Source organism: Micromonospora sp. NPDC049903 (genome assembly GCF_044460945.1).
Taxonomy (GTDB): Bacteria; Actinomycetota; Actinomycetes; order Mycobacteriales; family Micromonosporaceae; genus Micromonospora.
Genome location: NZ_JBITKL010000022.1, coordinates 35,003 through 57,023, shown reverse-complemented (window position 1 = coordinate 57,023; position 22,021 = coordinate 35,003). Strand labels below are relative to the sequence as shown.

Annotated in this window: 18 protein-coding genes; 9 read left to right on the top strand and 9 right to left on the bottom strand. The window is 73.6% G+C overall.

Annotated features, from left to right (window positions below; all coding sequences use genetic code 11):
- Window positions 1-70: 70 nt before the first annotated feature.
- Window positions 71-1,537 (bottom strand): aldehyde dehydrogenase family protein, encoded by a 1,467-nt coding sequence (locus ACIBO1_RS25735; protein ID WP_396750835.1) that lies wholly within the window; start codon window positions 1,535-1,537, stop codon window positions 71-73.
- Between the two features lie 157 nt (window positions 1,538-1,694).
- On the opposite strand from ACIBO1_RS25735, the gene ACIBO1_RS25730 reads away from it, so the two are divergent.
- Window positions 1,695-2,045: a VOC family protein gene (locus ACIBO1_RS25730; RefSeq protein ID WP_396750833.1), complete on the top strand. Its 351-nt coding sequence runs from the start codon at window positions 1,695-1,697 to the stop codon at window positions 2,043-2,045.
- 66 nt (window positions 2,046-2,111) lie between these two features.
- On the opposite strand, the gene ACIBO1_RS25725 is transcribed toward ACIBO1_RS25730, so the two are convergent.
- The 5 genes from ACIBO1_RS25725 to ACIBO1_RS25705 form a co-directional block, all read right to left on the bottom strand.
- Window positions 2,112-3,062: an aromatase/cyclase gene (locus ACIBO1_RS25725; protein WP_396750831.1), complete on the bottom strand. Its 951-nt coding sequence runs from the start codon at window positions 3,060-3,062 to the stop codon at window positions 2,112-2,114.
- Between the two features lie 85 nt (window positions 3,063-3,147).
- Window positions 3,148-4,317 carry an amidohydrolase family protein gene (locus ACIBO1_RS25720; protein ID WP_396750829.1) on the bottom strand — a complete coding sequence of 390 codons (1,170 nt, stop codon included), beginning with the start codon at window positions 4,315-4,317 and terminating at the stop codon, window positions 3,148-3,150.
- Window positions 4,318-4,359: 42 nt separating this feature from the next.
- The gene (locus ACIBO1_RS25715; protein ID WP_396750827.1) at window positions 4,360-7,452 is read right to left on the bottom strand and encodes an AfsR/SARP family transcriptional regulator; all 3,093 of its coding nucleotides are present in this window, start codon (window positions 7,450-7,452) and stop codon (window positions 4,360-4,362) included.
- Between the two features lie 77 nt (window positions 7,453-7,529).
- Window positions 7,530-8,561, bottom strand: a complete 1,032-nt coding sequence (locus ACIBO1_RS25710; protein ID WP_396750825.1) for an LLM class flavin-dependent oxidoreductase — start codon at window positions 8,559-8,561, stop codon at window positions 7,530-7,532.
- Window positions 8,562-8,577: 16 nt separating this feature from the next.
- Entirely contained in the window at window positions 8,578-9,036 is a 459-nt protein-coding gene (locus ACIBO1_RS25705; protein ID WP_396750823.1) for a MarR family winged helix-turn-helix transcriptional regulator, read from the bottom strand.
- Between the two features lie 198 nt (window positions 9,037-9,234).
- On the opposite strand from ACIBO1_RS25705, the gene ACIBO1_RS25700 reads away from it, so the two are divergent.
- The 3 genes from ACIBO1_RS25700 to ACIBO1_RS25690 all read left to right on the top strand — a co-directional run bounded on the left by ACIBO1_RS25700 (window position 9,235) and on the right by ACIBO1_RS25690 (window position 13,407).
- Window positions 9,235-10,725, top strand: a complete 1,491-nt coding sequence (locus ACIBO1_RS25700; RefSeq protein ID WP_396750821.1) for a DHA2 family efflux MFS transporter permease subunit — start codon at window positions 9,235-9,237, stop codon at window positions 10,723-10,725.
- A gap of 94 nt (window positions 10,726-10,819) precedes the next feature.
- Window positions 10,820-11,797 carry a zinc-binding alcohol dehydrogenase family protein gene (locus ACIBO1_RS25695; protein WP_396750819.1) on the top strand — a complete coding sequence of 326 codons (978 nt, stop codon included), beginning with the start codon at window positions 10,820-10,822 and terminating at the stop codon, window positions 11,795-11,797.
- Complete coding sequence (locus tag ACIBO1_RS25690; RefSeq protein ID WP_396750817.1) at window positions 11,794-13,407, top strand: FAD-dependent oxidoreductase; 1,614 nt, start codon at window positions 11,794-11,796, stop codon at window positions 13,405-13,407. Before ACIBO1_RS25695 ends, ACIBO1_RS25690 begins: the two co-directional genes overlap by 4 nt.
- Here ACIBO1_RS25690 and ACIBO1_RS25685 read toward each other — a convergent pair.
- Window positions 13,384-14,766: a BTAD domain-containing putative transcriptional regulator gene (locus tag ACIBO1_RS25685; RefSeq protein WP_396750815.1), complete on the bottom strand. Its 1,383-nt coding sequence runs from the start codon at window positions 14,764-14,766 to the stop codon at window positions 13,384-13,386. The genes ACIBO1_RS25690 and ACIBO1_RS25685 overlap by 24 nt on opposite strands.
- Window positions 14,767-14,964: 198 nt before the next feature.
- On the opposite strand from ACIBO1_RS25685, the gene ACIBO1_RS25680 reads away from it, so the two are divergent.
- The gene (locus ACIBO1_RS25680) at window positions 14,965-15,885 is read left to right on the top strand and encodes a zinc-binding dehydrogenase (RefSeq protein WP_396750813.1); all 921 of its coding nucleotides are present in this window, start codon (window positions 14,965-14,967) and stop codon (window positions 15,883-15,885) included.
- A gap of 25 nt (window positions 15,886-15,910) precedes the next feature.
- On the top strand, window positions 15,911-16,699 hold the full coding sequence (locus tag ACIBO1_RS25675; RefSeq protein ID WP_396750811.1) for an SDR family NAD(P)-dependent oxidoreductase: 789 nt from the start codon (window positions 15,911-15,913) through the stop codon (window positions 16,697-16,699).
- 49 nt (window positions 16,700-16,748) lie between these two features.
- Here the strand turns inward: ACIBO1_RS25675 and ACIBO1_RS25670 are convergent, their stop codons facing one another.
- A complete protein-coding gene (locus ACIBO1_RS25670) occupies window positions 16,749-17,054 on the bottom strand; it encodes an antibiotic biosynthesis monooxygenase (RefSeq protein WP_131054866.1) in 306 nt (101 codons plus the stop codon).
- Window positions 17,024-18,139, bottom strand: a complete 1,116-nt coding sequence (locus ACIBO1_RS25665; RefSeq protein WP_396750809.1) for an alkene reductase — start codon at window positions 18,137-18,139, stop codon at window positions 17,024-17,026. Before ACIBO1_RS25665 ends, ACIBO1_RS25670 begins: the two co-directional genes overlap by 31 nt.
- 312 nt (window positions 18,140-18,451) lie before the next feature.
- On the opposite strand from ACIBO1_RS25665, the gene ACIBO1_RS25660 reads away from it, so the two are divergent.
- Genes ACIBO1_RS25660 through ACIBO1_RS25650 form a run of 3 tightly spaced genes read left to right on the top strand, consistent with a single transcriptional unit; the run spans window position 18,452 to window position 22,020 of the window.
- Window positions 18,452-20,107, top strand: a complete 1,656-nt coding sequence (locus ACIBO1_RS25660; RefSeq protein ID WP_396750807.1) for an ABC transporter substrate-binding protein — start codon at window positions 18,452-18,454, stop codon at window positions 20,105-20,107.
- 18 nt (window positions 20,108-20,125) lie between these two features.
- Window positions 20,126-21,136, top strand: coding sequence for an ABC transporter permease (locus tag ACIBO1_RS25655; protein WP_396750805.1), 1,011 nt, complete (start codon window positions 20,126-20,128; stop codon window positions 21,134-21,136).
- Window positions 21,136-22,020, top strand: coding sequence for an ABC transporter permease (locus ACIBO1_RS25650; protein ID WP_131054862.1), 885 nt, complete (start codon window positions 21,136-21,138; stop codon window positions 22,018-22,020). Before ACIBO1_RS25655 ends, ACIBO1_RS25650 begins: the two co-directional genes overlap by 1 nt.
- The last annotated feature ends 1 nt before the right edge of the window (window position 22,021 follow it).

The following is a 22,021-nucleotide window of genomic DNA, read 5'->3' as shown; positions in this document are numbered from 1 at the left end:
GGGCGGCCGACGGCCGCCCGTCAGGCGGGTGACGCTCTCCGGGTGGTTCCGGCCGGTGCCGGGGACGACCTCAGGCGGCGATCCAGACGTTCTTCGGCCGCAGGAACTCCCGGACGCCGGCCTCGCCGCCGATCCGGCCCCAGCCGCTCTGCCGCATCCCGCCGAACGGGGCCGACGGCAGCACGCCGGGCACCCCGTTGACCCAGACGCTGCCCGCCGCCACCGCGCGGCTCACCCGGTGCGCCGTGCGCAGGTCGGTGGTGTGCAGGTACGCCCCGAGGCCGTAGCGGGTGCCGTTGGCCAGCCGGATCGCCTCCTCCTCCGTGTCGAAGGAGGTGAACGCCAGCACCGGCCCGAAGATCTCCTCCTGCGCCAGCTCGCTGTCCGGGTCGACCTCCCCGAACACCGTCGGCGCGATGAAGTACCCGTCGCCCAGATCACCGCCGAGCCGTTCGCCGCCGGTCACCAGCCGCCCCTGGCCCTTGTCCCGGGCCCGGTCCACCACGCCCAGGATCCGGTGGCACGCCTGCTCACTGACGACCGGGCCCATCATGGTGCGCTCCTGCGCGGGATCGCCGAGCGGCACCCGGGCCAGCCGGGCGGCGACGGTCCGCAGCACCTCGTCGTAGACGGACGAGTGCACCAGCACCCGGGTGCCGTTGGCGCAGCCCTGGCCGCTGAGCGCGACGACACCGCTCATCGCCAGCCGGGCCGCCATCCGGACGTCGGCGTCGGCGAAGATGACGTGGGCCGACTTGCCGCCCAGCTCCAGGCCCACCGGCAGGAGCCGCTCGGCGGCGGTGGCGAGGATCCGCCGGGCGGTGCTGCCGCCGCCGGTGAAGTGCACCTTGTCCACGCCCGGGTGCCGGACCAGCGCCTCGCCGCCGGCCGCCCCGCCGGGCACCACGTTGAGCACGCCGGGCGGGAAGCCCGCCTCCAGCGCCAGCTCACCGATGCGCAACGCGGTGAACGGCGCCAGCTCGGAGGGCTTGAGCACGATGGTGTTGCCGGCCGCGAGCGCCGGGCCGAGCATCTGCGCGACCGACACCAGCGGGCCGTTCCAGGGAATGATCAGGGCCACCACGCCGTACGGCTCGTCCAGCGTGTAGTCGACGGCCCGGATCGGCCACGTCGGGACGACCTCGCCGCCGACCTTGTCCGCCCATCCGGCGTTGTACCGCAGGTGGTCCACGGCGACGCGGGGCATCACCGAGGCGAACTGCCGGGGGCAGCCGTTCTCCAGCGTCTGTAACCCGCCCAGCTCGGTCGCGTGCCGCTCGACCAGGTCGGCCAGGGCGAGCAGCAGGTCCCGGCGTACGTTGCCGGGAGTGGCCCGCCAGCCGTCGAGGGCCTCGCCGGCGGCACGGACCGCCGCGTCCATCTCGGCGGCGCCGCCCAGCGGCACGGCGGCGGTGACGCGTCCGTCGGCGGCGTACACGTGCTCGTGCACGCCGCCGGTGGTGGTGGCCGTGCGAACGGCGCCGATCAGGGCGGCGGTGTCCGGGATCAGTTCGGTCGGAGCGGCGGTGACGGGCACGTGGTGACACCTCTTCCGGCTCGGCGCGCCATCCGGATGGCGACGGTCAGCGGAGTATGTTGGGTCGAATCCTAGTGTAGTTTGTTGCGTTAGATAGCCCCCCGTCCGGACGGTCGGTCGGGTGGCGCACCGGATCGTTGGACCGAGGAGGCCGGTCGTGTCAGGACAGCTGTCGTACTTCGAGTTCGGGGTGCCGGACGTCGCGGTGGCCAGCAGCTTCTATGCCGAGTTGTTCGGCTGGAAGGTGCAGGCGCAGGAACACGGTGGGTCGATCGACACCGGGGAGGCGGCGGTGCCGGGCGGCTTCCACCGCGACCCCGGGCCGCCGCAGCACTACCTCTACTTCCGGGTGGACGACATCGACGCCGCCATCAAGCGGGTGCAGGAACTCGGCGGCGAGGTCGAGCCGATGCGCCCGGCCACCGAGGAGTGGGGTGCGTTCGCGGAGTGCCGGGACAACCAGGGGCTCGCCTTCGGCCTGCACGTACCGCCGAAGCCGAAGAACTGAGCGCGGCGGGGGGGGGGGGGGGGGGGGGGGGGGGGGGGCGGCCCCCCCCCCCCCCCCCCCCCGCTCTCAGTCGGCGACCGGTTGCAGGTGCCGCCGTGCCTGCTCCAGCGTGCGACGGCTGTTGGTGCCCAGCGAGCGGCGGACCAGGTCCCGGGCGTCGGCGAGGGTCGCCGAGTCGCCGAGCAACGCGGTCACCCGATCCGGGCGCAGCACCACCGTGTGATGCGACGTGGCGACCACGCCGTCCCGGTCGGGGCGCAGCGTCCAGGTGCCGGTGTGCGCCGCGAGCAGCGGCGGCAGCACCGTCTGCTTGTAGACGATCCGGTCGGCGGGGAAGCAGACCCGGACCGACCTGGTGGTGTGCACGCTGTCGTCCGGCGCGACGGTGTCCATCTCCAGGATCTGTACGCCGGGCTCGTCCTCGGTCAGCTCCACCCGGGCCACGTGCGGCAGCCGTTCCCGCCACCGGTCGGCGTGGTAGAGGAAGTCGTACACGTCCTGCGCCGGGGCGGCCACGTACACCTCGTCGGCGAAGGAGAGCAGGGTGCCGTCCTCGGCGGACTCCGCCGCCGCGCGCAGCGCCGCCAGCTCGGCGGTGCTGTTGTGCTCGACGGCCCGCGCCACCCACTCGGCGGCGTCGGGGTCTTCGTCCACCACGGAGTAGTCGTGCAGCAGGACGACCCGGGTGCCGCCGTCGATCGGTTCGAGCCGCCATTCGCCGCCCATCGAGGCCACCGGCGCTGCCGACACCTCCTGCCGGAACGTGATCCGGCCCTCGGCGGGCGTCAGCGTGCGCCGGGAGACCCAGGAGCGCACCACGCCGTTGGCGGTGGCCCAGAGCCGCAGCCGTTCGCGGTGCTGCGGCCCGTCGGCCTCCCGCTCGATCAGGTCCACGTGGACGGTGGGAGCGAACGTGTACGGCCAGCGGGTGACGTCGGCGATGATCGGGTACACCGCGTCGACGGGTGCGCTCACGTCGACGGTGTGGCGTGTGGTGTGGACGGTGGGTTCGGGCACGGGGGGACCTCCTGCCGGCTCGGTCGGGATGCCCGTCGAGCCTCCCGCGCGCCGATCGACGTCCGATCCAGCACCGTTGGAGGAGCTACCGCACCCGCTGTCCGGCGCGCAGGACGGCGGCGACGCGCCGCAGCGCACCGGGCTCGACGGTCGGGTCTCCGTGCACCGCGAGCAGGTCGGCGTCGTACCCGGGTGCGATCCGGCCGATCCGGTCCGCGAGTCCGCAGACCTGCGCGGCCCCGGAGGTCACCGCCCGTAGCGCGGCCGTGGGCGGGACGCCGAGACCCACCATCGCCTCGACCCCGTACGCGAGCGACCCGTGCGGCTTGCCCGGCCCGCAGCCGGCGTCGCTGGCGCACGCGACGGGGACACCGGAACCGGCCACCCGGCGCAGGGCCGAGTGCACCGCCGCCCGGCGCGGGTCACCGCCGCCATCGCCACCGCCGCCACCGTGTCCGGCGGTGCCGAGGGTGAGCGTGATCCGGGTCCCGGCCGTCGCCATCCGGGCCAGCAGCGGCGGGTCCGCGCGTACGCCGTCGGCGGTGACGAAGGTGCAGTGTTCGATGCCGTCGAAGCCGGCCGTGACTGCGGCGGCGATGCCGTCGGCGGCGTGGCAGTGGCCGGTGACCGGCAGCCCGTACCGGTGGGCCTCCCGCACGACCGCGTCCAACTCCACCGGCCCGAACTGCATCTCGTGCGGCAGCGAACCCGGGGTGAGCTGGCCGCCGGTCACCACGACCTTCACCACGTCGACCCCGCGTTCGGCCCGCTGCCGCACCGCGGCGCGGATCGCGTCGACGCCGTCGACCTCGCCGCCGAGGAACCAGCAGTGTCCGCCGTACGACGTGATCGGTGGTCCGGCGACGAGCAGCCGGGGCCCACGGTGTGGCGTGTCGGCGGTCTCGGCCCGGACCCGGAGCCCCAGGTAACCCCGGTCGCCGAGGTCACGGGCGGTGGTGACACCGGCGTCGAGCGTCGCCGTGGCGGCGGTCCGCATCCGGGTCAGCAGGGTGTCGTCGTCGGCGACGGCGAGACTGCCCATGGTGTCCGGTGTCGCGTCGAAGGCCAGGTGGACGTGGGCGTCGACGAGCCCGGGCAGCAGGGTCGTGTCGCCCAGGTCGACCAGCTCGGCGTCGCGCGGCGGCGGACCGTCCAGGACCGCCTCGATTACGCCGCCGGAGAGGAGCACGGTGGGCCGCGCCATCGGCACCGGGCGGACCCCGTCGAACAGTCGCCGTGTCCGTAGCGCGAGCATGTGCCCCCTCCGCGTGCCGCCGGTCGTTGCCGGGGCAGCGTGTCAGCTCGCGCTAGAGGTTCGCCGGAGCCCGGCACCGATCTGCCGGACGTGCGCCTGGAGACGCACCGAGGCGGCGGCCCGGGCCGCACCGGCCGCCGTCCGGACGTGGTCGCGTGCCTCCCGGTGGTGGCCGCGTCGCTGCGCCAGCACGGCCAGCCCGATCAGCGCCTCGCATCGCGCCTGCGGGTGGCCGATGCGCTCGGCCTCGCGCAACGCCCGCCGGTACTCCGGCTCCGCCAGATCCGCCCGGCCCTCGTCCTGGTGCAACGCGGCCAGCAGGTTGCGGGCGTTGACCAGCAGCGCGACGTAGCCGCCCTCCTCGGCAAAGGCCATCGCCCGACCGACGTGCCGGTGCGCGCGGTCCCGGTGCCCGGTGGCCCGACCGACCCGGGCCAGGCCGTAGGAGGCGAGCGCCACGGAGTGTGCCGACCGGGCGCACCGCCCGAGCCGCAACGCCTCCCGCAGCCACCGGACCGCCTCCCGGTGCGCGCCCAGGTCGCCGCAGACCGTGCCGAGCCGGGCCAGGATCTCCGGCTGGGCCGAGCAGGAACCGAGGCGCTCGCCGATGCGCGCCGCCGTCATCAGGTGTCGGCGGGCCAGCCGCAGGTCGCCGCGCCCGTGGTGGGCCATCCCGAGGTGCAGCAGGCAGCGCGCCTGCGCCTGGCGCAGGCCGAGTCGCCGGCACAGCCGCAGGCCACGGTGCAGCAGGCGGATGGCCTCGTCGAACCGTTTCCGGGGGCGCTGGAGGCGGTGCATGGCCAGCGCGGTGACCGCGACCATCTCCAGCGGTGCCGGACCGTGCCGGTGCAACCGGTCGCGGGCGTGCCGCAGGTGCGGCTCGGCGGCGTCCAGGTCGTGCAGGCCCTGCAACGCCAGGCCGAGGTTGAGCCGGGCGATCGCGGCGTGCACCGGCTCGCGGGCCGGGTCGGTCGCGTCGACCGCCGCCTCGGCGGCCAGCCGCCAGTCGGCGTGGTGCCGGTCGGCTCCGCACGGACCGCGCAGCGCGTCGGTCAGCCGGACCGCCAGCGGCACCAGACCCGTGGACGCGGCGTGCACCGCGACCGCGACCAGGTTGCGCCGTTCCCGTGCCAGCCAACCACGGGCCGCCCGACGCCCGCCGAACGTCGACGTCCGGTGGGTGGCGGGCACCCGCACCACGTCCGGGTGGCACAGCCGCACCGCCTCGTCGGCCGTGCGCAGATACCACTCGCCCAACCGGCGCAGCGCCGCCCGGCGGTACGCGGGTGTGTCCTCGGCGCGTCCCCGCTCGGCGGCGTAGCGCGCCATCAGGCTGTGCAGCCGTACCGCTCCGTCGCGGCCCTGCTCGACGAGTTGGGCGCGGACCAGCTCGTCGAGCCCCTGCGCCGCGGTGGCGACCGGCAGACCGGCCAGCTCCGCGACGGTCTCGGCGCGGTGCGACACTCCCGGCACGAGCGCCAGCAGCCGGAAGATCCGCCGGGTACGCGCCGGCAGCGCGGTGTACGCGAGGTGGAACGCGGTCCGTACCGCCGCGCGCCGGCTGCCGGGCAGGCTCAGCGCGTCGAGCGGGTTGGCCCCGAGCAACTCGACGAACTCGCCGATGCCCTGGGTCGGATGGGTGGCGAGGTGGGCACCGGCGATCCGCAGCGCCAGCGGCAGCCGGTCGCAGTGGGCGACGAGCGCGTCCAGCGCCGCGCGCTCCCGCTCGACCCGGCCCGGGCCGATCATGACGGTCAGCAGCGTCGCCGCCTCGGCGGGGGAGAGCACGTCGAGGGCGACGACCCGGACGCCGGGACACGCGACGAGCGCCTCCGGCCGGCCGCGATGCGTGACGAGGACCGCGCAGTCGGCGGCGAGCGGGAACAGGCCGCGCAGCGCCGAGGCGTCGTGCAGGTCGTCGATGACGATGAGGACCCGGCGGCCGGCGAGGCGGCGCTGCAACGCGCGGGCACCGGCGGCGGTGGTGGCCGGTGGACGGTCCTCCCCGGCGGCGGTCAGCAGCTCGGCGAGGAGCTGCGGCCAGTCACGGCCGGCGCCGTCGGCCTCGCTGGCGTGCGCGTACCACTGGCCGTCGGGGAACCGGTCCCGCAGGCGGTGTGCGGTGCGGACCGCCAGCGCCGACTTGCCGACGCCGGGTGCCCCGGTCAGGCAGACCACCGGTGGGCCGTCCGGCGTCGACCGCAGCGCCGCGTGCAGCTCCGCCAGGAGGCCGGCCCGACCGGTGAAGTCGGCGACGTCCGGCGGTAGTTGGCACTGTGCCCGCCAGCCGGTGCGGGCGGCCACCACGGGCGGGTCCGCCCGACCGTGCGGCGTCCGGGTTCGCGCGGTGTCGCCGGTCTCGGCGAGCAGCCGGCGGTACCGCTGCCGCAGCTCCAGGCCGGGCGTCGCGCCGAACTCCTCGCGCAGCCGGTCCCGGGCCCGGTGGTACGCGGCGAGCGCGGCGGCCCGGTCACCGCTGCCGGCGAGCGCCTCCATGAGCTGTGCCCACAGGCGTTCCCGCTGCGGGTGGGCGACGACGGCGGTGCGGAGTTCCCCGACGACCTCGGCGTGCCGGCCCAGGGCCAGTTCGAGTTCGAAGCGCCGTTCCGTCAGGTGCAGCAGGTCCGCCACCAGGCCGGTGACCACCTCCTGCCGGATGCGTACCGACGGCACCAGGGCGAGCGGTTCCCCGCGCCACTCGGCCAGCGCCTGCCGTACCCAGTGCACCTCGGCGTCCGGCCGTCCGGCCCGTCGTGCCTCCCGGGCCCGGGTCGCCGCCTCGCGGTAGCGGTGCAGGTCCAGTGATCCGGGCGGCACGACGATGCGGTACGCGCCGGGCCGGGTCTCGATCGGCGCGGGCACCTCGGGGCGGATCCCGGCGAACAGGGACCGCAGCCGGGAGAGGTGCACGTGGAGGGCGGCCCGGGGGTTCTCCGGCGGCCGGTCGTGCCACGCCGCGCCGACCAGCTCCGGTGCGCCGACCCAGGTGTTCGCCCGCAGCAGCAGCGCCGCGAGGAAGACGCGTTGCTTCGGGGCGGTGACCGGCACCGGGCGGCCGGAGAGCGTCGCGACCAGGGGTCCCAGGACCCGGTACTCGTCGTCGGCGGTCTGCCCGCTTCCGGCTGTCGCGGTCACGCGGCCTCCTGGACGGTGGGCCTCTTATCGTCGTGCCTCGATGTTTCCAGACGGGAAATGCGTGCCGGTCACATCCGTCATGTGGGTAGCAGGGTGGCGAGCGCCGACCGTTGCGGGACGTCGCGCGGGCGCAGGCCGCACGCCTCGGCCAGCAGCGCGTACGAGCGCACCCGCGCCTGGTGGTCGTGGATCGTGGAGAGGACGACGAACTCGTCCACGCCCACCGCCTCGCTCATCGCGGCGAGCTGCCGGGCCACCTCGCCGGGGGAGTCGACCAGGTAGCGCGGCCACTCGGTGCGCTCGGTCAGCAGGTCCTCGCCGAGACCGGGCAACTGGGCGAGCGCCACCTCGACGGGCGGCACCGGCCGCAGGTCGCCACGGGACATCCGGTGGCGGAACAGGCGCTGACTGGCGAAGACGTGCTCCGCCTCCTCGCGTGTCGGCGCACAGTAGACGCCGATGCCGACCATCACCCGAGGGGTGCCGCCGGTGCGCGGGTCGAAATGCCGCCGGTAGGTCTGCACCGCCTCGGTGACCAGCTCCGGGCGGCCGAAGTGCGCGAACGAGTACGGCAGCCCGAGTCGACCGGCCAGGGCCGCGCTGGGCGGACTCGCGCCGAGCAGCCAGACCTGGGGTGTGCCGTCCACCGACGGCATGATGCCGCCCTGGTCGCCGGTGGCGCCGAGGAACGCGCGCACCGCGTCGACCTGCTCGCCGAACGCGTCGTCGGAGGAGGTGTAGAGGTGCGGGTTGAGCAGCCGGGCGTCGCGGGAACTGGCCCCGGCGCCACGCCCGATGCCGAGGTCGACCCGGCCCGGCGCGAGAGCCTGGAGCACCCGGAAGGTCTCGGCGACCTTGAAGGGGCTGTAGTACGGCAGCAGCACGCCGCCGCTGCCGATGCGGATCCCGCTCGTCTCACCGCTGAGCCGGGCCACCATGACCTCGGGGGAGGGGCTCGCGAACGACGGCGTGGCGTGGTGCTCGGCGAGCCAGTAGCGGTGATAGCCGAGCGCGTCGGCCGCGCGGGCCAGGTCGAGAGTGTGGTGCAGGGCCTGGGTCGGGGTGGACCCCTCGGGGATCATCGACTGGTCGAGGATCGACAGCTGCACGGGTGCTCCCTGCGGGTCAGGCGTCGGCGGGCAGGCCGACGGGGCGGGTGAGCCGCGCGACGACGGAGGCCAGGCGCTCGTCGAAGGCGGCGGCGTCCAGTGCGGTGGCCAGCTCCGCCCGGCATGCCTGTGCGGCCAGGGCGTGCCGTTCCACGCCGGGCTCGGTGATCTGGCAGTAGACCCCACGGCGGTCGTGTGCGCAGCTCACCCGGGCCGCGAGCTGCTTGGCGGTCAGGCGGGTGACCAGGCGGCTCATCGAGGACTGGTCGAGGGCGACCGCGTCGCTGAGGTCCTGGATGCGCATGCCACGGGGGTTGCCCCGGGTCAGTTCGTCGAGCACGAGCAGCTCGGTGAGGGTCAGGTCGAAGTCGCGGGTGAGTCGCCGGTCCAGCGTCTGCCCGAGTCGGCCGGTGAGGACGGTCAGCTGCCGCCACAGGGCGAGCAGGTCGGGCTGTCCGTCGCGTCGCTCCGCCATCGCGCCCCCTTCGTCTGCTGACGCCCTACCCTACATGTCGCTGCTCATTCAATGTAACAGCATCTTTTATTCGCGTCTGACCACAAGTTCGAGCAGGGAAACCCGCGCGCTGGACGCTCGTGTGCGACAAAATGTGTGTGCACATGCATGTAGTATCCCTGCGTCAATCCCCGATCACCCGGCTCGGAGGTCCACATCATGTCCAGCGACACGCCGTCCCTGGCGGCAACCGACGGGGCCGCATCGCGGCGGGCACCCGACGACGTGCCAGATCCCACCGGCCCGGCGGTCGACGACCGCCTCGATCCGGCGTTCCTCAAGATGGCCGGCGTCCTGCTGCTGGCCCTGCTCATGGCGCTCCTCGACGAGACGATCGTCAACGTCGCGGTGCCCCGCCTGACCGCCGTCTTCGACGCGCCCCTGTCGACCATCCAGTGGGTCACCGCCGTCTACCTGCTCGCCGTCGCGATGGCCACCCCGGTCGCCGGGTGGGGAGTGGACCGGTTCGGTGGCCGACGAGTGTGGATCTTCGCCGTCGTGCTGTTCACTCTCGGCTCCCTGCTGTCCGGTCTGGCCTGGTCGGCCGAGAGCCTGATCGCGTTCCGCGTGGTCCAGGGGATCGGCGGAGGCATGATCTTCCCGGTCGTGCAGGCGCTGATCGCCCGGGCCGCCGGCCCCGCCCGGGTCACCAAGGCGATGGGCCTCATCTCGATCCCGCTCACCGTCGGCCCGGTGCTCGGCCCGATCCTCGGCGGCTTCTTCGTCGACGACATCAGCTGGCGGTGGATGTTCTTCATCAACCTGCCGGTCGGCGTGGTCGCGCTGGTGCTCGCCCTGCGCGTGCTGCCCGCCGACGGCCCCACCGGGGACGCCGCCGCACCGAAGCTGGACCTGCTCGGTCTGGCCCTGCTCTCGCCCGGGTTCGCCGCGCTGATCTACGGCCTCGTCACCGCCGCGCACCGTGGCGACTTCGGCGACGGGCGCGCCGTCACCGCGTTCGTGGTCGGCGCGGCCCTGCTCGTGGCGTACGTGCTGCACTCCCTGCGTACCAGCGCGCCGCTGATCGACGTACGGCTGTTCTCGAAGCGCGGCTTCACCATGTCGGTGGTCACCATGCTGCTCGTCGGCGCGGTCGCCAACGCGCTGCTGTTCCTGACGCCGCTCTACTACCAGCAGGCACGCGGATTCGGGGCACTGCACGCCGGCCTGCTGATGGTCCCCTCCGGCATCCTCGGAGCCGCTGGTGCCATCGCCGTCGGCAAGGCCGGTGCCCGCCTGACCGCGCGGGCCACCGCACCGATCGGCATGCTGCTCGCCGCCCTCGCCGCGGTGGTGCTCTCCGGCGTCGGCCCCGACACGTCGCAGACGGTGACCGCTGTCGCGTTCGGCGTCGGCGGGTTCGGCATCGGGTTCACGGTGCCGGGCGTGATGGCGTTCATGTACCTCGCCGTCGGTGACGCCGACGCACCCCGGGCCACCAGCGCGCTGTTCATCCTCAACCAGATCGGCGGTGCGCTGGGCATCGCCGTGGTGGCGGTGGCCCTCCAGGACCGTCTCGCGGCGGCCGGCACCTTTGCACCCGACGCGTACGGCCGGACGTACTGGTTCGTGGTCGGGTTCGCGCTCGTGGCCGGTCTGGCCGCCGCGTTCGTGCCCGGACCGCTGCGCGCGCCACGACAACCCGCGTGACGCTGGGGGCGTCCTCGACCCGGCCGCGAGTGCCTGCGGCTAGAACCGGCGGTGGCGGCACCGCGCCGCCGGTCGACGGAAGGGGAGCCCCCGCATGCGCGTCATCCGTTACTCCGAGCACGGCGGTCCCGAGGTGCTGACCGTCGACAAGGTGCCGGTGCCGGAGCCCGGCGAGGGTCAGGTGCGCGTCCGGGTCGAGGCCGTGGGCGTCAACTTCATCGAGACCCAGCTACGCTCCGGCACCGCGCCGTTCCCGTCGCCGGTGCCCAGCGCCCCGCGCGGGGACGTGGTGGGCCGGGTGGAGGCGGTCGGACCGGGCGAGCACCGCTTCGCCGTCGGTGACCGGCTGGCCGCCTGGGGCGTGGCCGACGCGTATGCCGACCAGGTCCTGGTCACCGACGGGCAGGCCGTCGCCGTACCCGACGACGTGTCGGCGCCGGTCGCCACCGCGCTCGCCTCGACCGCCCAGGTCGCCGCGAACGTGCTCAGCGTCGGTCGGCTCGCCCCCGGCGAGTCGGTGCTCGTGCACGCCGCCGCCGGGGCGATTGGGCACCTGGTGACCCAGTTGGCGAAGCTGCGTGGCGCCGGGACCGTGATCGGCACGGTCGGCTCGCCGGAGAAGGCGGCGTTCGTCCGCGAGCACGGTGCCGACGTCGTGGTCGACTACACCGCACCCGACTGGTCCGAGCAGGTGCGGGCGGCGACCGGCGGCGCCGGGGTGGACGTGGTCCTGGACAGCGTCGAAGGGCCGGTCTTCGCGCCCAGCCTCGCGCTGCTGAAGCCGCTCGGCCGACTGGTCTACTACGGATTCGCGGGCGCCGACGGCGACGTGGCGCGGGTCGCCCTGACCGACCTGCTGAGTCTCAAGAGCATCGTGGGCACCGCGTTCGACGCCTGGCTCGCCGCCGCGCCCGAGGAGGCGCAACGCAATCAGCGGGAACTGACCGAACTCGTCCGCGACGGTCGGCTGCGGGTGGCGGTGCACGCGGTCCTGCCCCTGGAGGAGGCGGCACAGGCCCACCGACTCATCGAGGACCGCCGCCAGCTCGGCCGCGTGGTGCTGGTCCCGTGACCGCCGTCGAACACCGGCCGCTGCTGGTGGTCGGTGCCGGACCGGCGGGCCTGAGCACCGCCATCTTCGCGAGCCTGCACGGGGTGCGCCCGCTGGTCGTGGAGCGCCGGGCCGGCACGTCGACCGGGGTCAAGGCCACCGGCCAGTATCCGCACACCATGGAGGCGTTGCGGGTGGCCGGTCTGGTGGACCGGATCCGTGACCTGAGCCGTCCGGACCGTACCGAGTTCTCCATGGTGCTCGCGCCCCGGCTGGGTGGTCCGGTCACCCGGACGCTGGTCAGCGGCCGGGAGCTGACCATGCGACACGTGTCGCCCGAGGACTGGGGGACGGCCAGCCAGTCCGGTGCGGAGGCGGCCCTCGCCGAGCGGGCCCGAGGGCTCGGCGCCGAGGTGCGCTTCGGCACCCGGCTGCTCGGGTTCGCGCAGGACGAGGACGGTGTCACCGCGTTCCTGGAGGAGACCGAGACCGGTACGCGCCATCGGGTGCGGGCGTCGTACCTGGTCGCCGCCGACGGGTGGCGCAGCCCGGTGCGGGAGTCGCTCGGCGTACCCCTGCGGGGTCGGGGCGTGGTGGGGCAGGTCCTGCGGGTGCTGTTCAAGGCCGACCTCAGCGAGCCGCTGGCGCACACGCCCGGTGCCGCCGACGGCTCCCGGTTCGCGGCCTTCCACGTCGGGAAGGCGGTGCTGTTCAACACCGAGATCCCCGGACTGTACGGCTACTTCCGCAATCTCACCCCGGAGCTGCCGGAGGGCTGGCACCGGTCCCGGGAGGCGATCGCCCGGCAGATCACCGTCGACCTGGGACTCGACCAGGACCTGCCGATGGACATCACCGAGTACGGCGAGACCTCGATCGCCTGCGCCGTCGCCGAACGGTTCCAGGTGGAGCGGGTGCTGCTGGCCGGCGACGCCGCCCACGTGATGCCGCCGACCGGCGGGCTGGGCGGCAACACGGCGATCATGGACGGGTGGTACCTGGGCTGGCGGCTCGCCGCCGTGATCCAGGGCTGGGCGGGGCCCGACCTGTTGTCGACGTACCAGGCCGAGCGGGGGCCGTACGCCCGGCTGCTCGTCGAGCAGCAGTTCGCCAACCTGGTCGAACGGATCGCGCCGGAACTGCGCGACGACGAGGTGCCCGCCCCGCTGCCACCGGCCGTGCTCACCTTCGGCTACCGCTACCCGGCCGGTGCCGTCCTGCTCGAACCCGGCGACGACGGCGCGCTCGTGGAGGACCCGACCACGGCCACCGGCCGGCCCGGATCGCGGGCGCCCTACCTGCCGCTCACAGGCCCGGACGGCGCCGACACCTCCACCACGGCGTTGTTCGGCACGGGCTTCGTGCTGCTGACCGGGTCGGCGGGAACCGCCTGGGCGGAACCGGCCACGCGGGTCGCCGAGCGGCTCGGTGTGCCCCTGGTCGTGCACACGATCGGCCCGACGGGGGAGTACGTCGACCGGGACGGCCGGTTCGGCGCCCGCTACGGCATCGAGCCCGACGGCGCCACGCTGGTGCGGCCGGACCGGTTCGTGGCCTGGCGGTCGGTCGGTCCGCTGCCCGATCCCGAGACCCAGCTGGAGCAGGTGCTACGGACCCTGTTGCGTCGATGAGACGCGCGCGGTGGCGGCCGGACGCTCCCCGGTCCCGTGATGTCGGGAGGTGTGCGGGTCACCGCCCCACGCCTGGGGCGCGAACGGTCGGGCACCGTGCAGCGCCACCAGCTCCGGCACCACCGCATCGCCGACGGTCAGCACCGCGCACCGGGAGGTGCCCGGCAGCAGGTCGTACACCTGCTCGGCGTCGCGGACGTCGTCCAGCACCAGCAGTACGCGCCGGTCGGCGAGCCGGGCGCGGTACGCGGTGACCAGTTCCCGGCGACGCAGGGGCACCGCGTCGGCGGCCACACCGGAGCGTCGCAGCAGCTCGGCGAGCACCTCGGCCGGGTCACGCGGTCGACCGGCGGGGTCGGTCAGCCGCACGTACCACTGCCCGTCCGGGAACGCCGCGCGCAGCCGGCGGGCCAGCGCCACCACGTCTGCGGTGCGGTCCGGGCCGGGCGGACCGGCGAGACACACCAGGGGCAGCGCGGTGCCGGCCTCCCGACCGGCCAGCGCGGCGGCGACGGCCGGCCATCCGGGTCCGCGCGGCTGCCGGTCGGCGTCGACCGGCGGCAGGTCGGTGCGGGTGTGCCAGCCGTCCCCGGCGATCCGCCGGTGCACTGCCTCCAGCTCCGGCCCGGGTGTCAGACCGAGTCGGGTCCGCAGCGTTGCGCGGGCCCGCTCGTACGCGGCCAGGGCCGCAGCCCGGTCACCGGTGCGTTGCAGCGCGGTGACCAGCAGACACCACAGCCGCTCGCACACCGGGTACGCGACGACCAGGGCCCGCAACTCGGTCACCAGCTCACCGGGCGGGCGGGTGGCCAGCTCCAGTTCGTAGCGTCGTTCGAGCAGCCGTAACCGCTCCTCGACCAGCACCGGAGTGACCTCCTCGGCGAGCGAGGGCACCACCGCGAGGGACGCCACCGTGGCCGGTCGCGCCGGGTCCGCGTGCCACTGCGCCAACGCCGCCCGGACGTGCGCGAGTTCGCCGGCCGGGTCGTCGCCGCGTCGGGCCTGCTCCGCCCGGCGGGCGGACGCGCGGAACCGGTGCAGGTCCACGGTCTCCGGTGGGGTGCGCAACGCGTAGCCGCCGCCGAGGGAACGCACCCGGGGGCGGGGCGAGGTCGTCGGCGTACCGGGGCGGTCGCCGAGCACCGCGCGCAGCCGGGCCACGTGCACGTGCAGTGCGGCGGCGGGTCGGGCCGGTGGGCGGTCACCCCACAACCGGGGGTAGAGCTCGTCCAGCGGCACCTCCTCGTTGACCCGCCACAGCAGCGTCACCAGGAGTGCCTGTTGCTTCGGAGCGCCGATGAGCACCGGTCGCCCGTCGATCGTGACCTGCAGCGGCCCGAGAATGCGAAAGTCGGTCACCGAGTCCCCCGTCGAGCGGCGGAATGCACGCACAGTGTCAGGGCGACTACCGTCACCCCGCCTCGGACATCGTGCTCGGGTCGGGCGGCACCGGCAACGCGTATCCCAGTGACGCCCATCTCACCGGCGACTCTCCACCAGGACTCCAGCACCCGTCGGTACGAAGGGCGGGAACCTGTCGTACCGGTGGAGGGCGATGTGAAAGCACTGGTCACGTCCGCGGACGAACCCGACGGACTCCGCCTGGAGTCCGTACCCGAGCCACGCCCGGCACCCGGCGAGGCGCTCGTCGAGGTGCACGCCGTCGCGGTGAACCGCGCGGACCTCCTGCTCGCCGCCCGGCAACCGCCCGGCGCCCGGCTCGGGCTGGACGTCGCCGGCACGGTGGTGCGCGCCGCCGACGACGGCACCGGGCCACCGATCGGCACACCCGTCGCGGGCGTGGCGGCGTCGACCGGATGGGCGCAGCTCGCGGCCGTGCGGACCGACCGGCTCGCGGCCATACCGTCCGGCGTGGAACCGGCCGTCGCGGCGGCGGTGCCGGTGGCCGGACTGACCGCCCTGTACGCGCTGCGGCGTGCCGGGTGGCTGTTGGGCCGCTCGGTGCTGGTGACCGGTGCCAGCGGTGGCGTCGGCGGTTTCGTGGCGGACCTGGCGGCGGCGGGCGGCGCCACCGTCGTCGGTTGGGTGGGCACCCCGGAACGCGGCCGGCACCTGACCGAGCGGGGCCACCGCGTGCACGCCGACTACGCGACACCGCCGCAGGAGCCGGTGGACGTCGTCGTGGACAGCGTCGGCGGGACGGTGTTCCGGGAGGCGTTCGTGCGGTTGCGCCGGGGCGGGGTGGCGGTGGTGTTCGGCAACACCGTGCGCGCCGAGCTGGTCCTGCCGCCGGACTGGGGCCACGCCCGCGCCGGGGTGCGCCTGGAACATCTGTTCCTCCTCGACGAACTGGAACGGCACCGGGCCGACGAGGACCTGGCGACGCTGTTCGGGCTCGTGGTGGACGGGCGGCTGCGTCCGCACGTCGGGCTGCACGCGGACTGGACCGATGCCGCCACGGCGGTGCGGGCCCTGCTGGAGCGCCGGGTCACCGGCCGCGTCGTACTCACCCTGTGATCGACGATCGAGGAGGACAACGGAGATGACGACACCGAGACGTACCGGCGCGGCGCTGGTGACCGGCGGTACGAGCGGGATCGGGCTGGCCGTCGTGGAGACGCTGGCCGAGCAGGGCTTCCCGGTCTACTTCTGTGCCCGCGACGCGGCACAGGTGGCCACCGTCGTCGACAAGCTGCGTGGGCGCGGCCTGGAGGTCGACGGGGTCGCGGCCGACGTGCGGTCCCCGGACGACGTGGTCCGGCTGGTCGCCGGGGCGGTGCAGCGGTTCGGCCCGGTGACGGTGCTGGTGAACAATGCCGGCCGCTCCGGCGGCGGCATCACCGCCGAGCTGGACGACGCGCTCTGGGAGGACGTGCTCGCCACCAACCTCACCTCCGTGTTCCGGGTGACCCGCGAGGTGCTGCGCGCCGGTGGCATGCGCGAGGCCGGGTGGGGCCGCATCGTCAACATCGCCTCGACCGCCGGCAAGCAGGGCGTCGCGCTCGCGGCGCCGTACACCGCCTCCAAGCACGGGGTGGTCGGCTTCACCAAGGCGGTCGGGTTCGAGCTGGCCGGCACCGGCGTCACCGTCAACGCGGTGTGCCCCGGGTACGTGGAGACGCCGATGGCGGTCCGGGTACGCCAGGGGTACGCGGCACACTGGCAGACCACCGAGGACGCGGTGCGGCAGCGGTTCGAGGCGAAGATCCCGCTGGGCCGGTACTCGACGCCGGAGGAGGTCGCCGGGCTGGTCGGCTACCTGGTCACCGACACGGCCGCCTCGCTGACCGGGCAGGCGCTCAACGTCTGCGGCGGTCTCGGGAACTACTGAGACAGGCGACGGCCGCCGGAGCGCGCTCCGGCGGCCGTGGACTGGTGCATCAACCGGTGACGCGGTCGGCCTCGTACTGGAAGACCGGCTCGGTCAGGTGCGGTTCGCCCTTGATGATGCCGGTCAACCGGTCCAGGCGGGTCCGGAACTCCGGCTCGTGCAGCGCGGTACGGAAGGACTCCTCGTCGGTCCACTCGGCGATGTTGTAGTACGTCGACGGATCCTTCTGCGAGCGGCTCAGCACGTACCGGATCAGCCCCGGTCGGGTCTGCATGTACTCGGCCACGCTGGCGTAGTGGCGTTCGAGATCCTCGGCGGCGCCGATCAGCGTGAGCTTGTTGACGAATACGACCATGACGCGGTGTTCCCTTCCGTGTCGTCGATGCGGGGGTAGTCGAGATAGCCCCGGCGACCGCCCTGATAGAAGGTCGTCGGGTCCGGCGGGTTGAACTCGGTGCCGTCGGCCAGGCGGCGGGGCAGGTCGGGGTTGGCGAGGAACTGTTTGCCGAAGGCGAGCGCGTCGAACCCGGCGGCCAGCGCGTCCGCCACCGCGGCCCGGGTGGCCTCCGGCCCGAGGTGACCGGTGCCCGGGTTGAGCACCACCGCCCCGTCCCAGCGGGCCCGGACGACCCGGGTCAGCTCCGGGTCGGAGCCGTGCACCAGGTGCAGGTACGCCAGGTCGAGCGGGCGCAGCGCCTGGAGCAGGGCGGGGTATACCTCGGCGGCGTCCGGCTCGGTCATGTCGTTGAGCCCGAACCCGGGCGACAGCCGTAGCCCGACCCGGTCCGCGCCGACCGCCGCGCCGACCGCCTCCACCAACTCGACGGCGAAGCGCACCCGTCGGTGCGGTGCGCCGCCGTACTCGTCGGTGCGGCGGTTGGTGACCGCCGACAGGAACTGGTGGACCAGGTAGCCGTTGGCGCCGTGCAGCTCCACGCCGTCGAATCCGGCGGCGACGGCCGTCTCGGCGCACCGCACCACGTCCTCGATCGCGTCGGTGATGTCGGTCGGCGACATCTCCCGCGGCTCGGGGTGTTCCTTCGGCCCGTCGAACGTCCGGGCCAGCCCGGCGGCCGGCACCGGCGACGGCGCCAGCGGCTGGTGACCGTACAGGGCGGGGTGACCGATTCGTCCGGCGTGCATGATCTGGAGCACGATGCGGCCGCCGGCGTCGTGGACGGCCCGGGCCACCGCCGTCCACGCCTGGGTCTGCGCGGGGGTGTGCCACTGCACGCTGTACGCGTGGCCGACCGCCCGGGGTGCCGGGTTGGTCGCCTCGCTGACGATGAGCCCGGCGTCGGCCCGCTGGGCGTAGTAGTCGGCCACGTACGGCAGGGGAGTCCCGTCCCGGGTGGCGCGTCCGCGGCCCATCGGGGCCATCACGATCCGGCTGGGCAGCCGCAGGCGACCCAGTCGGACCGGATCGAAGAGCGTCGGCATCGGGGCAACCTCCTCGCTGGGTGGTGCCTGATGCTCGCCCGGGATTCTCAAGGGCCCGTGGAGCCTGGCTACAGGTCGGGCCCGCCCTCCGGTGGGCGGGGGCCTGGTGAACAGCCGTACGTATCAGTTGTGTGAACTTGTGTGAACACTTGCGCCGCACTTCATCAGCCGTTCGGCCGGGTCAGGGTGACATTTTCGGGACTTCCGCCGTGAACAAGGGTTGGGGTCTTGTTCACCTCCACCTAATCCGATAGAACACGAGTGGGTCCGCTGCGCGGCCCGTCCGCCTCGTAGTTCTAGGAGGACTACTTCATGGCACGTACACCTGGTGTGGGCCCCTCCTCGCCCGCCTTCTCCCGTCGCGGGGTGCTGCAACTGGGCGGCAGTTTCGCGCTCCTGCTCGCCACGGGCGCCTGCGCCGCGAACAGCGATTCGAACTCGGACGACTCGACGTCCGGCGGCCCGACCGCCAGCACGCTGCGGATCGCGGTGTCGAGCTACCTGTCGAGCTGGGATCAGGACTTCGTCGGCTTCGACCTGACCGCGCTGATGCTGTTCAAGAACGTCTTCCCCTACATGATCGACTACGGCGTCACCACCGCGGGTGACAGCCAGATCCTCGACACCCAGAACATCACGCCGACCTTCGCCGAGTCCTTCGAGCCGGACGCCGAGCAGAAGGTCTGGACGTTGAAGCTGCGCCGGGGCGTCACGTTCGCCAGCGGCAACGAGATGACCGCGGCCGACGTGAAGTGGTCCAAGGACCGCGCCTTCGCCGCCCAGGCGAACGTGGCCGGCGTCTACCGCACCATCGGTTTGACCGAAGCCGACCAGGTCAAGGTCGTCGACGACTACACCGTCGAGTTCCACCAGGCGTTCCCCAGCGCGCTGACCCGGCAGATCCAGGCGATCTCGCTGTACGTCTTCGACTCGGAGGAGGCCAAGAAGCACGCCACCGCCGACGACCCGTGGGCCAAGGAGTGGTTCGCCAAGAACGCTCCCACCGGCGGCTACTACAACGTCACCAAGGCCACCCAGGGTCAGGAGATCGAGCTGGCGGCGAACACCGGCTACCCGGGACCGGACGCGCCCAAGACGCCGACGATCCGGATCTCCGTGGTGCCCGCCGCCTCGAACCAGCGGCTGCAACTCCAGGCCGGTGACATCGACGTCGCCCTCGGCGTCAGCCAGCGCGACATCGAGGACCTGCGCAGCACCGACGGGGTCAAGGTGATCTCGGCGGCCAGCAACCGTCAGGTCGCGATCCAGATGTCGGTCACCTCGGCGCCGTTCGACAACGTCGACGTCCGCAAGGCCCTGGCCTACGCGGTGCCCTACGAGCAGATCATCAACAACGTGTACGGCGGCGACGCCCGGGCCGCCAAGAGCCCGGTGCCGCTGGACATGCCCGGGTACGACGAGAGCGGCTACCCGTTCACCCACGACGTGGACCGGGCCCGCGCCGCCCTGAACGCCGCCGGTCGGGCCTCGGTCGAGTCGGAACTGGTCTTCGAGGCCGACAACGAGGAGCAGCAGCGCATCGCGGTGCAGGTGCAGAGCGAGGCGGCGAAGGCCGGTATCAACCTCAAGCTGACCCCGCTGGACCCGGCCACCCTCGGTGAGCGGCGGACCCGCAAGAACATCCCGCTCCAGCTCACCTCCGGCCAGCTCTGGGTCAACGACGTCGAGTACATGCTCGCGACGAGCTTCGTCAAGGGCGCGAACCTCAACTACTCGAACTACACCAACGCCGAGATCGAGCAGATCTACGAGCGGTCGCACACCACCGTCGACGAGGCCGACCGCACCGCGCTGTGGCAGCGGGTCCAGCAGATCCTCGCCGAGGACGTGCCGTGGGTGGTGATCTGCCAGCCCAACTTCAACCTCCCGGTCCGCGAGGCGGTGGCCGGCTGGGTGCAGCCGATGGACGGCCTCGCCCGGTTGCGCTACCTGACCAGGTCGGCCTAGGCGCGGCCGGCTCCCTTCATGCGAATCCTTCGTTTCGTCGTCAGGCGGCTGCTCCAGCTCATCCCGGTGTTGCTCGGGGTGGTCGTCCTGACCTTCCTCATCGTCCGGGTGCTGCCCGGCGACCCGGTCCGCAGCATCCTCGGCCAGAACGCCAGCGAGGCCGACGCCGAGGCGGCCCGCGCCCGGTTCGGGCTGGACCAGCCGCTGTGGCGGCAGTTCCTCGACTACCTCGGCGGGCTGGTCACCGGTGACTTCGGCACGTCCATCCAGAGCGGCGGTTCGGTCGGCGCGGAGATGGCGCTGCGGATCGGACCCACCCTGGAACTGGTGGTCATCGCGGTCTCCATCGCGCTGGTGGTGGCCACCGTGCTGGGCGTCTGGTCGGCCCGGCGCGCCAACAGCGTCGGCGACCACGGCGTCCGGATCTTCGCCCTGGTCGGCAACTCCATCCCGGAGTTCTGGCTCGGCCTGGTGCTCGTGCTGGTCGGCTACAGCATGCTGGGCTGGTTCCCGGCGCCCAGCGGACGGGTCGACCCGGACACGAACCTGACCCCGCTGACCGGCGCCGGCCTCGTCGACGCCGCGCTCACCGGCAACGGGCCGGCGCTGGCCAGCGCCGCCGCGTACCTGGCGCTGCCGGTGTTCACCCTGGTCGTCGGCGTAATGGCACCGCTGCTGCGCAGCGTCCGGGCGTCGGCGCTGGAGGTGCTCAACTCCGAGGCGTACACCGCGGCGGCGGCGCACGGCCTGCCGCAACGGACCCTGCTCTACGGCTACCTGCTGCGCTCCACGCTGCTGCGGCTGCCGGCCCTGGCCGCGTTGGTCTTCGGCACCGCCATCGGCTCGACCGTCCTGGTCGAGTACGTCTTCTCCTGGCAGGGCTTCGGCCAGTGGGCGCTGCGCGGCCTGCTGTACCGGGACTACCCGGTGGTGCAGGCGTCCGTTGTGGTGATCGCGCTCTGCTACGTGCTGGTGTTCCTCATCGCCGACGTGGTCCACGCGATCCTCGACCCGAGAGTGAGGATCTGATGGCAGACCTGCGCGGTGTCGGCCCCGGGGACGCCGGCGCCGACGCGGTGATCGTCACCGGCAGTCGGGACGACCGCTTCTCCCGCATCCTGATCATCACCGGCGCGACCATCCTGGCCGTGGTCGCCCTGGCCGCCCTGGCCGCGCCGCTGCTCTCCTCGTGGGGCGCGACCGAGGTCGACCCGAACGCCACCCTGGCCGCCCCCGGCGGCGCGCACCTGCTCGGCACCGACACCAACGGCATGGACATCTGGAGCCGGGTGCTGCACGCGGCCCGGCTGGACCTGGGCATCGCGGTCGCCGCGGTGGCCCTGGCCGTGGTGGTCGGCACGCTGCTCGGCCTGGTGGCCGGCTACCGGGGCGGCTGGATCGACGACGTGCTCATGCGGGTCGTCGACATCTTCCAGGCGTTCCCCACCTTCATCCTCGCCCTGGCGGTGGCGGCCCTGCTCGGCAACGGCACGGTCAACCTCATCATCACCATCGCGGCGGTGAACGCCCCCGCGTACGCCCGACTGGTCCGCGCCGAGGTACGCACCCAGCGGGAACTGCCCTTCGTCGACGCCGCGGTGACCTCCGGGGCCTCGACGACCGGCATCCTCTGGCGGCACCTGCTGCCCAACAGCCTCACCCCGGTCCGGACGATCGCACCGCTGAACTGCGGCTGGGCGATGCTCACCCTGGCCGGGCTCTCCTTCCTCGGGCTGGGCGTCAGCATCCCGGAGGCCGAGTGGGGCGCCATGATCAGCCTCGGTGCCCCGGACGTGGTCGGTGGTCGATGGTGGACCAGCGTGCCGCCCGGCCTGGCCCTGTTCGTCTCCGTGCTGGGGTTCAGCCTGCTCGGCGAGGGCCTGCAGGAACGCGCGAACGCGAAGCGGCGGTAAC

Excerpts from the sequence above, each read along its gene's own strand:
- ACIBO1_RS25720 (WP_396750829.1), bottom strand. The coding sequence starts at position 4,317 with ATGCTCGCGCTACGGACACGGCGACTGTTCGACGGGGTCCGCCCGGTG.
- ACIBO1_RS25705 (WP_396750823.1), bottom strand. The coding sequence starts at position 9,036 with ATGGCGGAGCGACGCGACGGACAGCCCGACCTGCTCGCCCTGTGGCGG.
- ACIBO1_RS25700 (WP_396750821.1), top strand. The coding sequence starts at position 9,235 with ATGTCCAGCGACACGCCGTCCCTGGCGGCAACCGACGGGGCCGCATCG.
- ACIBO1_RS25695 (WP_396750819.1), top strand. The coding sequence starts at position 10,820 with ATGCGCGTCATCCGTTACTCCGAGCACGGCGGTCCCGAGGTGCTGACC.
- ACIBO1_RS25675 (WP_396750811.1), top strand. The coding sequence starts at position 15,911 with ATGACGACACCGAGACGTACCGGCGCGGCGCTGGTGACCGGCGGTACG.
- ACIBO1_RS25670 (WP_131054866.1), bottom strand. The coding sequence starts at position 17,054 with ATGGTCGTATTCGTCAACAAGCTCACGCTGATCGGCGCCGCCGAGGAT.
- ACIBO1_RS25665 (WP_396750809.1), bottom strand. The coding sequence starts at position 18,139 with ATGCCGACGCTCTTCGATCCGGTCCGACTGGGTCGCCTGCGGCTGCCC.
- ACIBO1_RS25660 (WP_396750807.1), top strand. The coding sequence starts at position 18,452 with ATGGCACGTACACCTGGTGTGGGCCCCTCCTCGCCCGCCTTCTCCCGT.
- ACIBO1_RS25655 (WP_396750805.1), top strand. The coding sequence starts at position 20,126 with ATGCGAATCCTTCGTTTCGTCGTCAGGCGGCTGCTCCAGCTCATCCCG.
- ACIBO1_RS25650 (WP_131054862.1), top strand. The coding sequence starts at position 21,136 with ATGGCAGACCTGCGCGGTGTCGGCCCCGGGGACGCCGGCGCCGACGCG.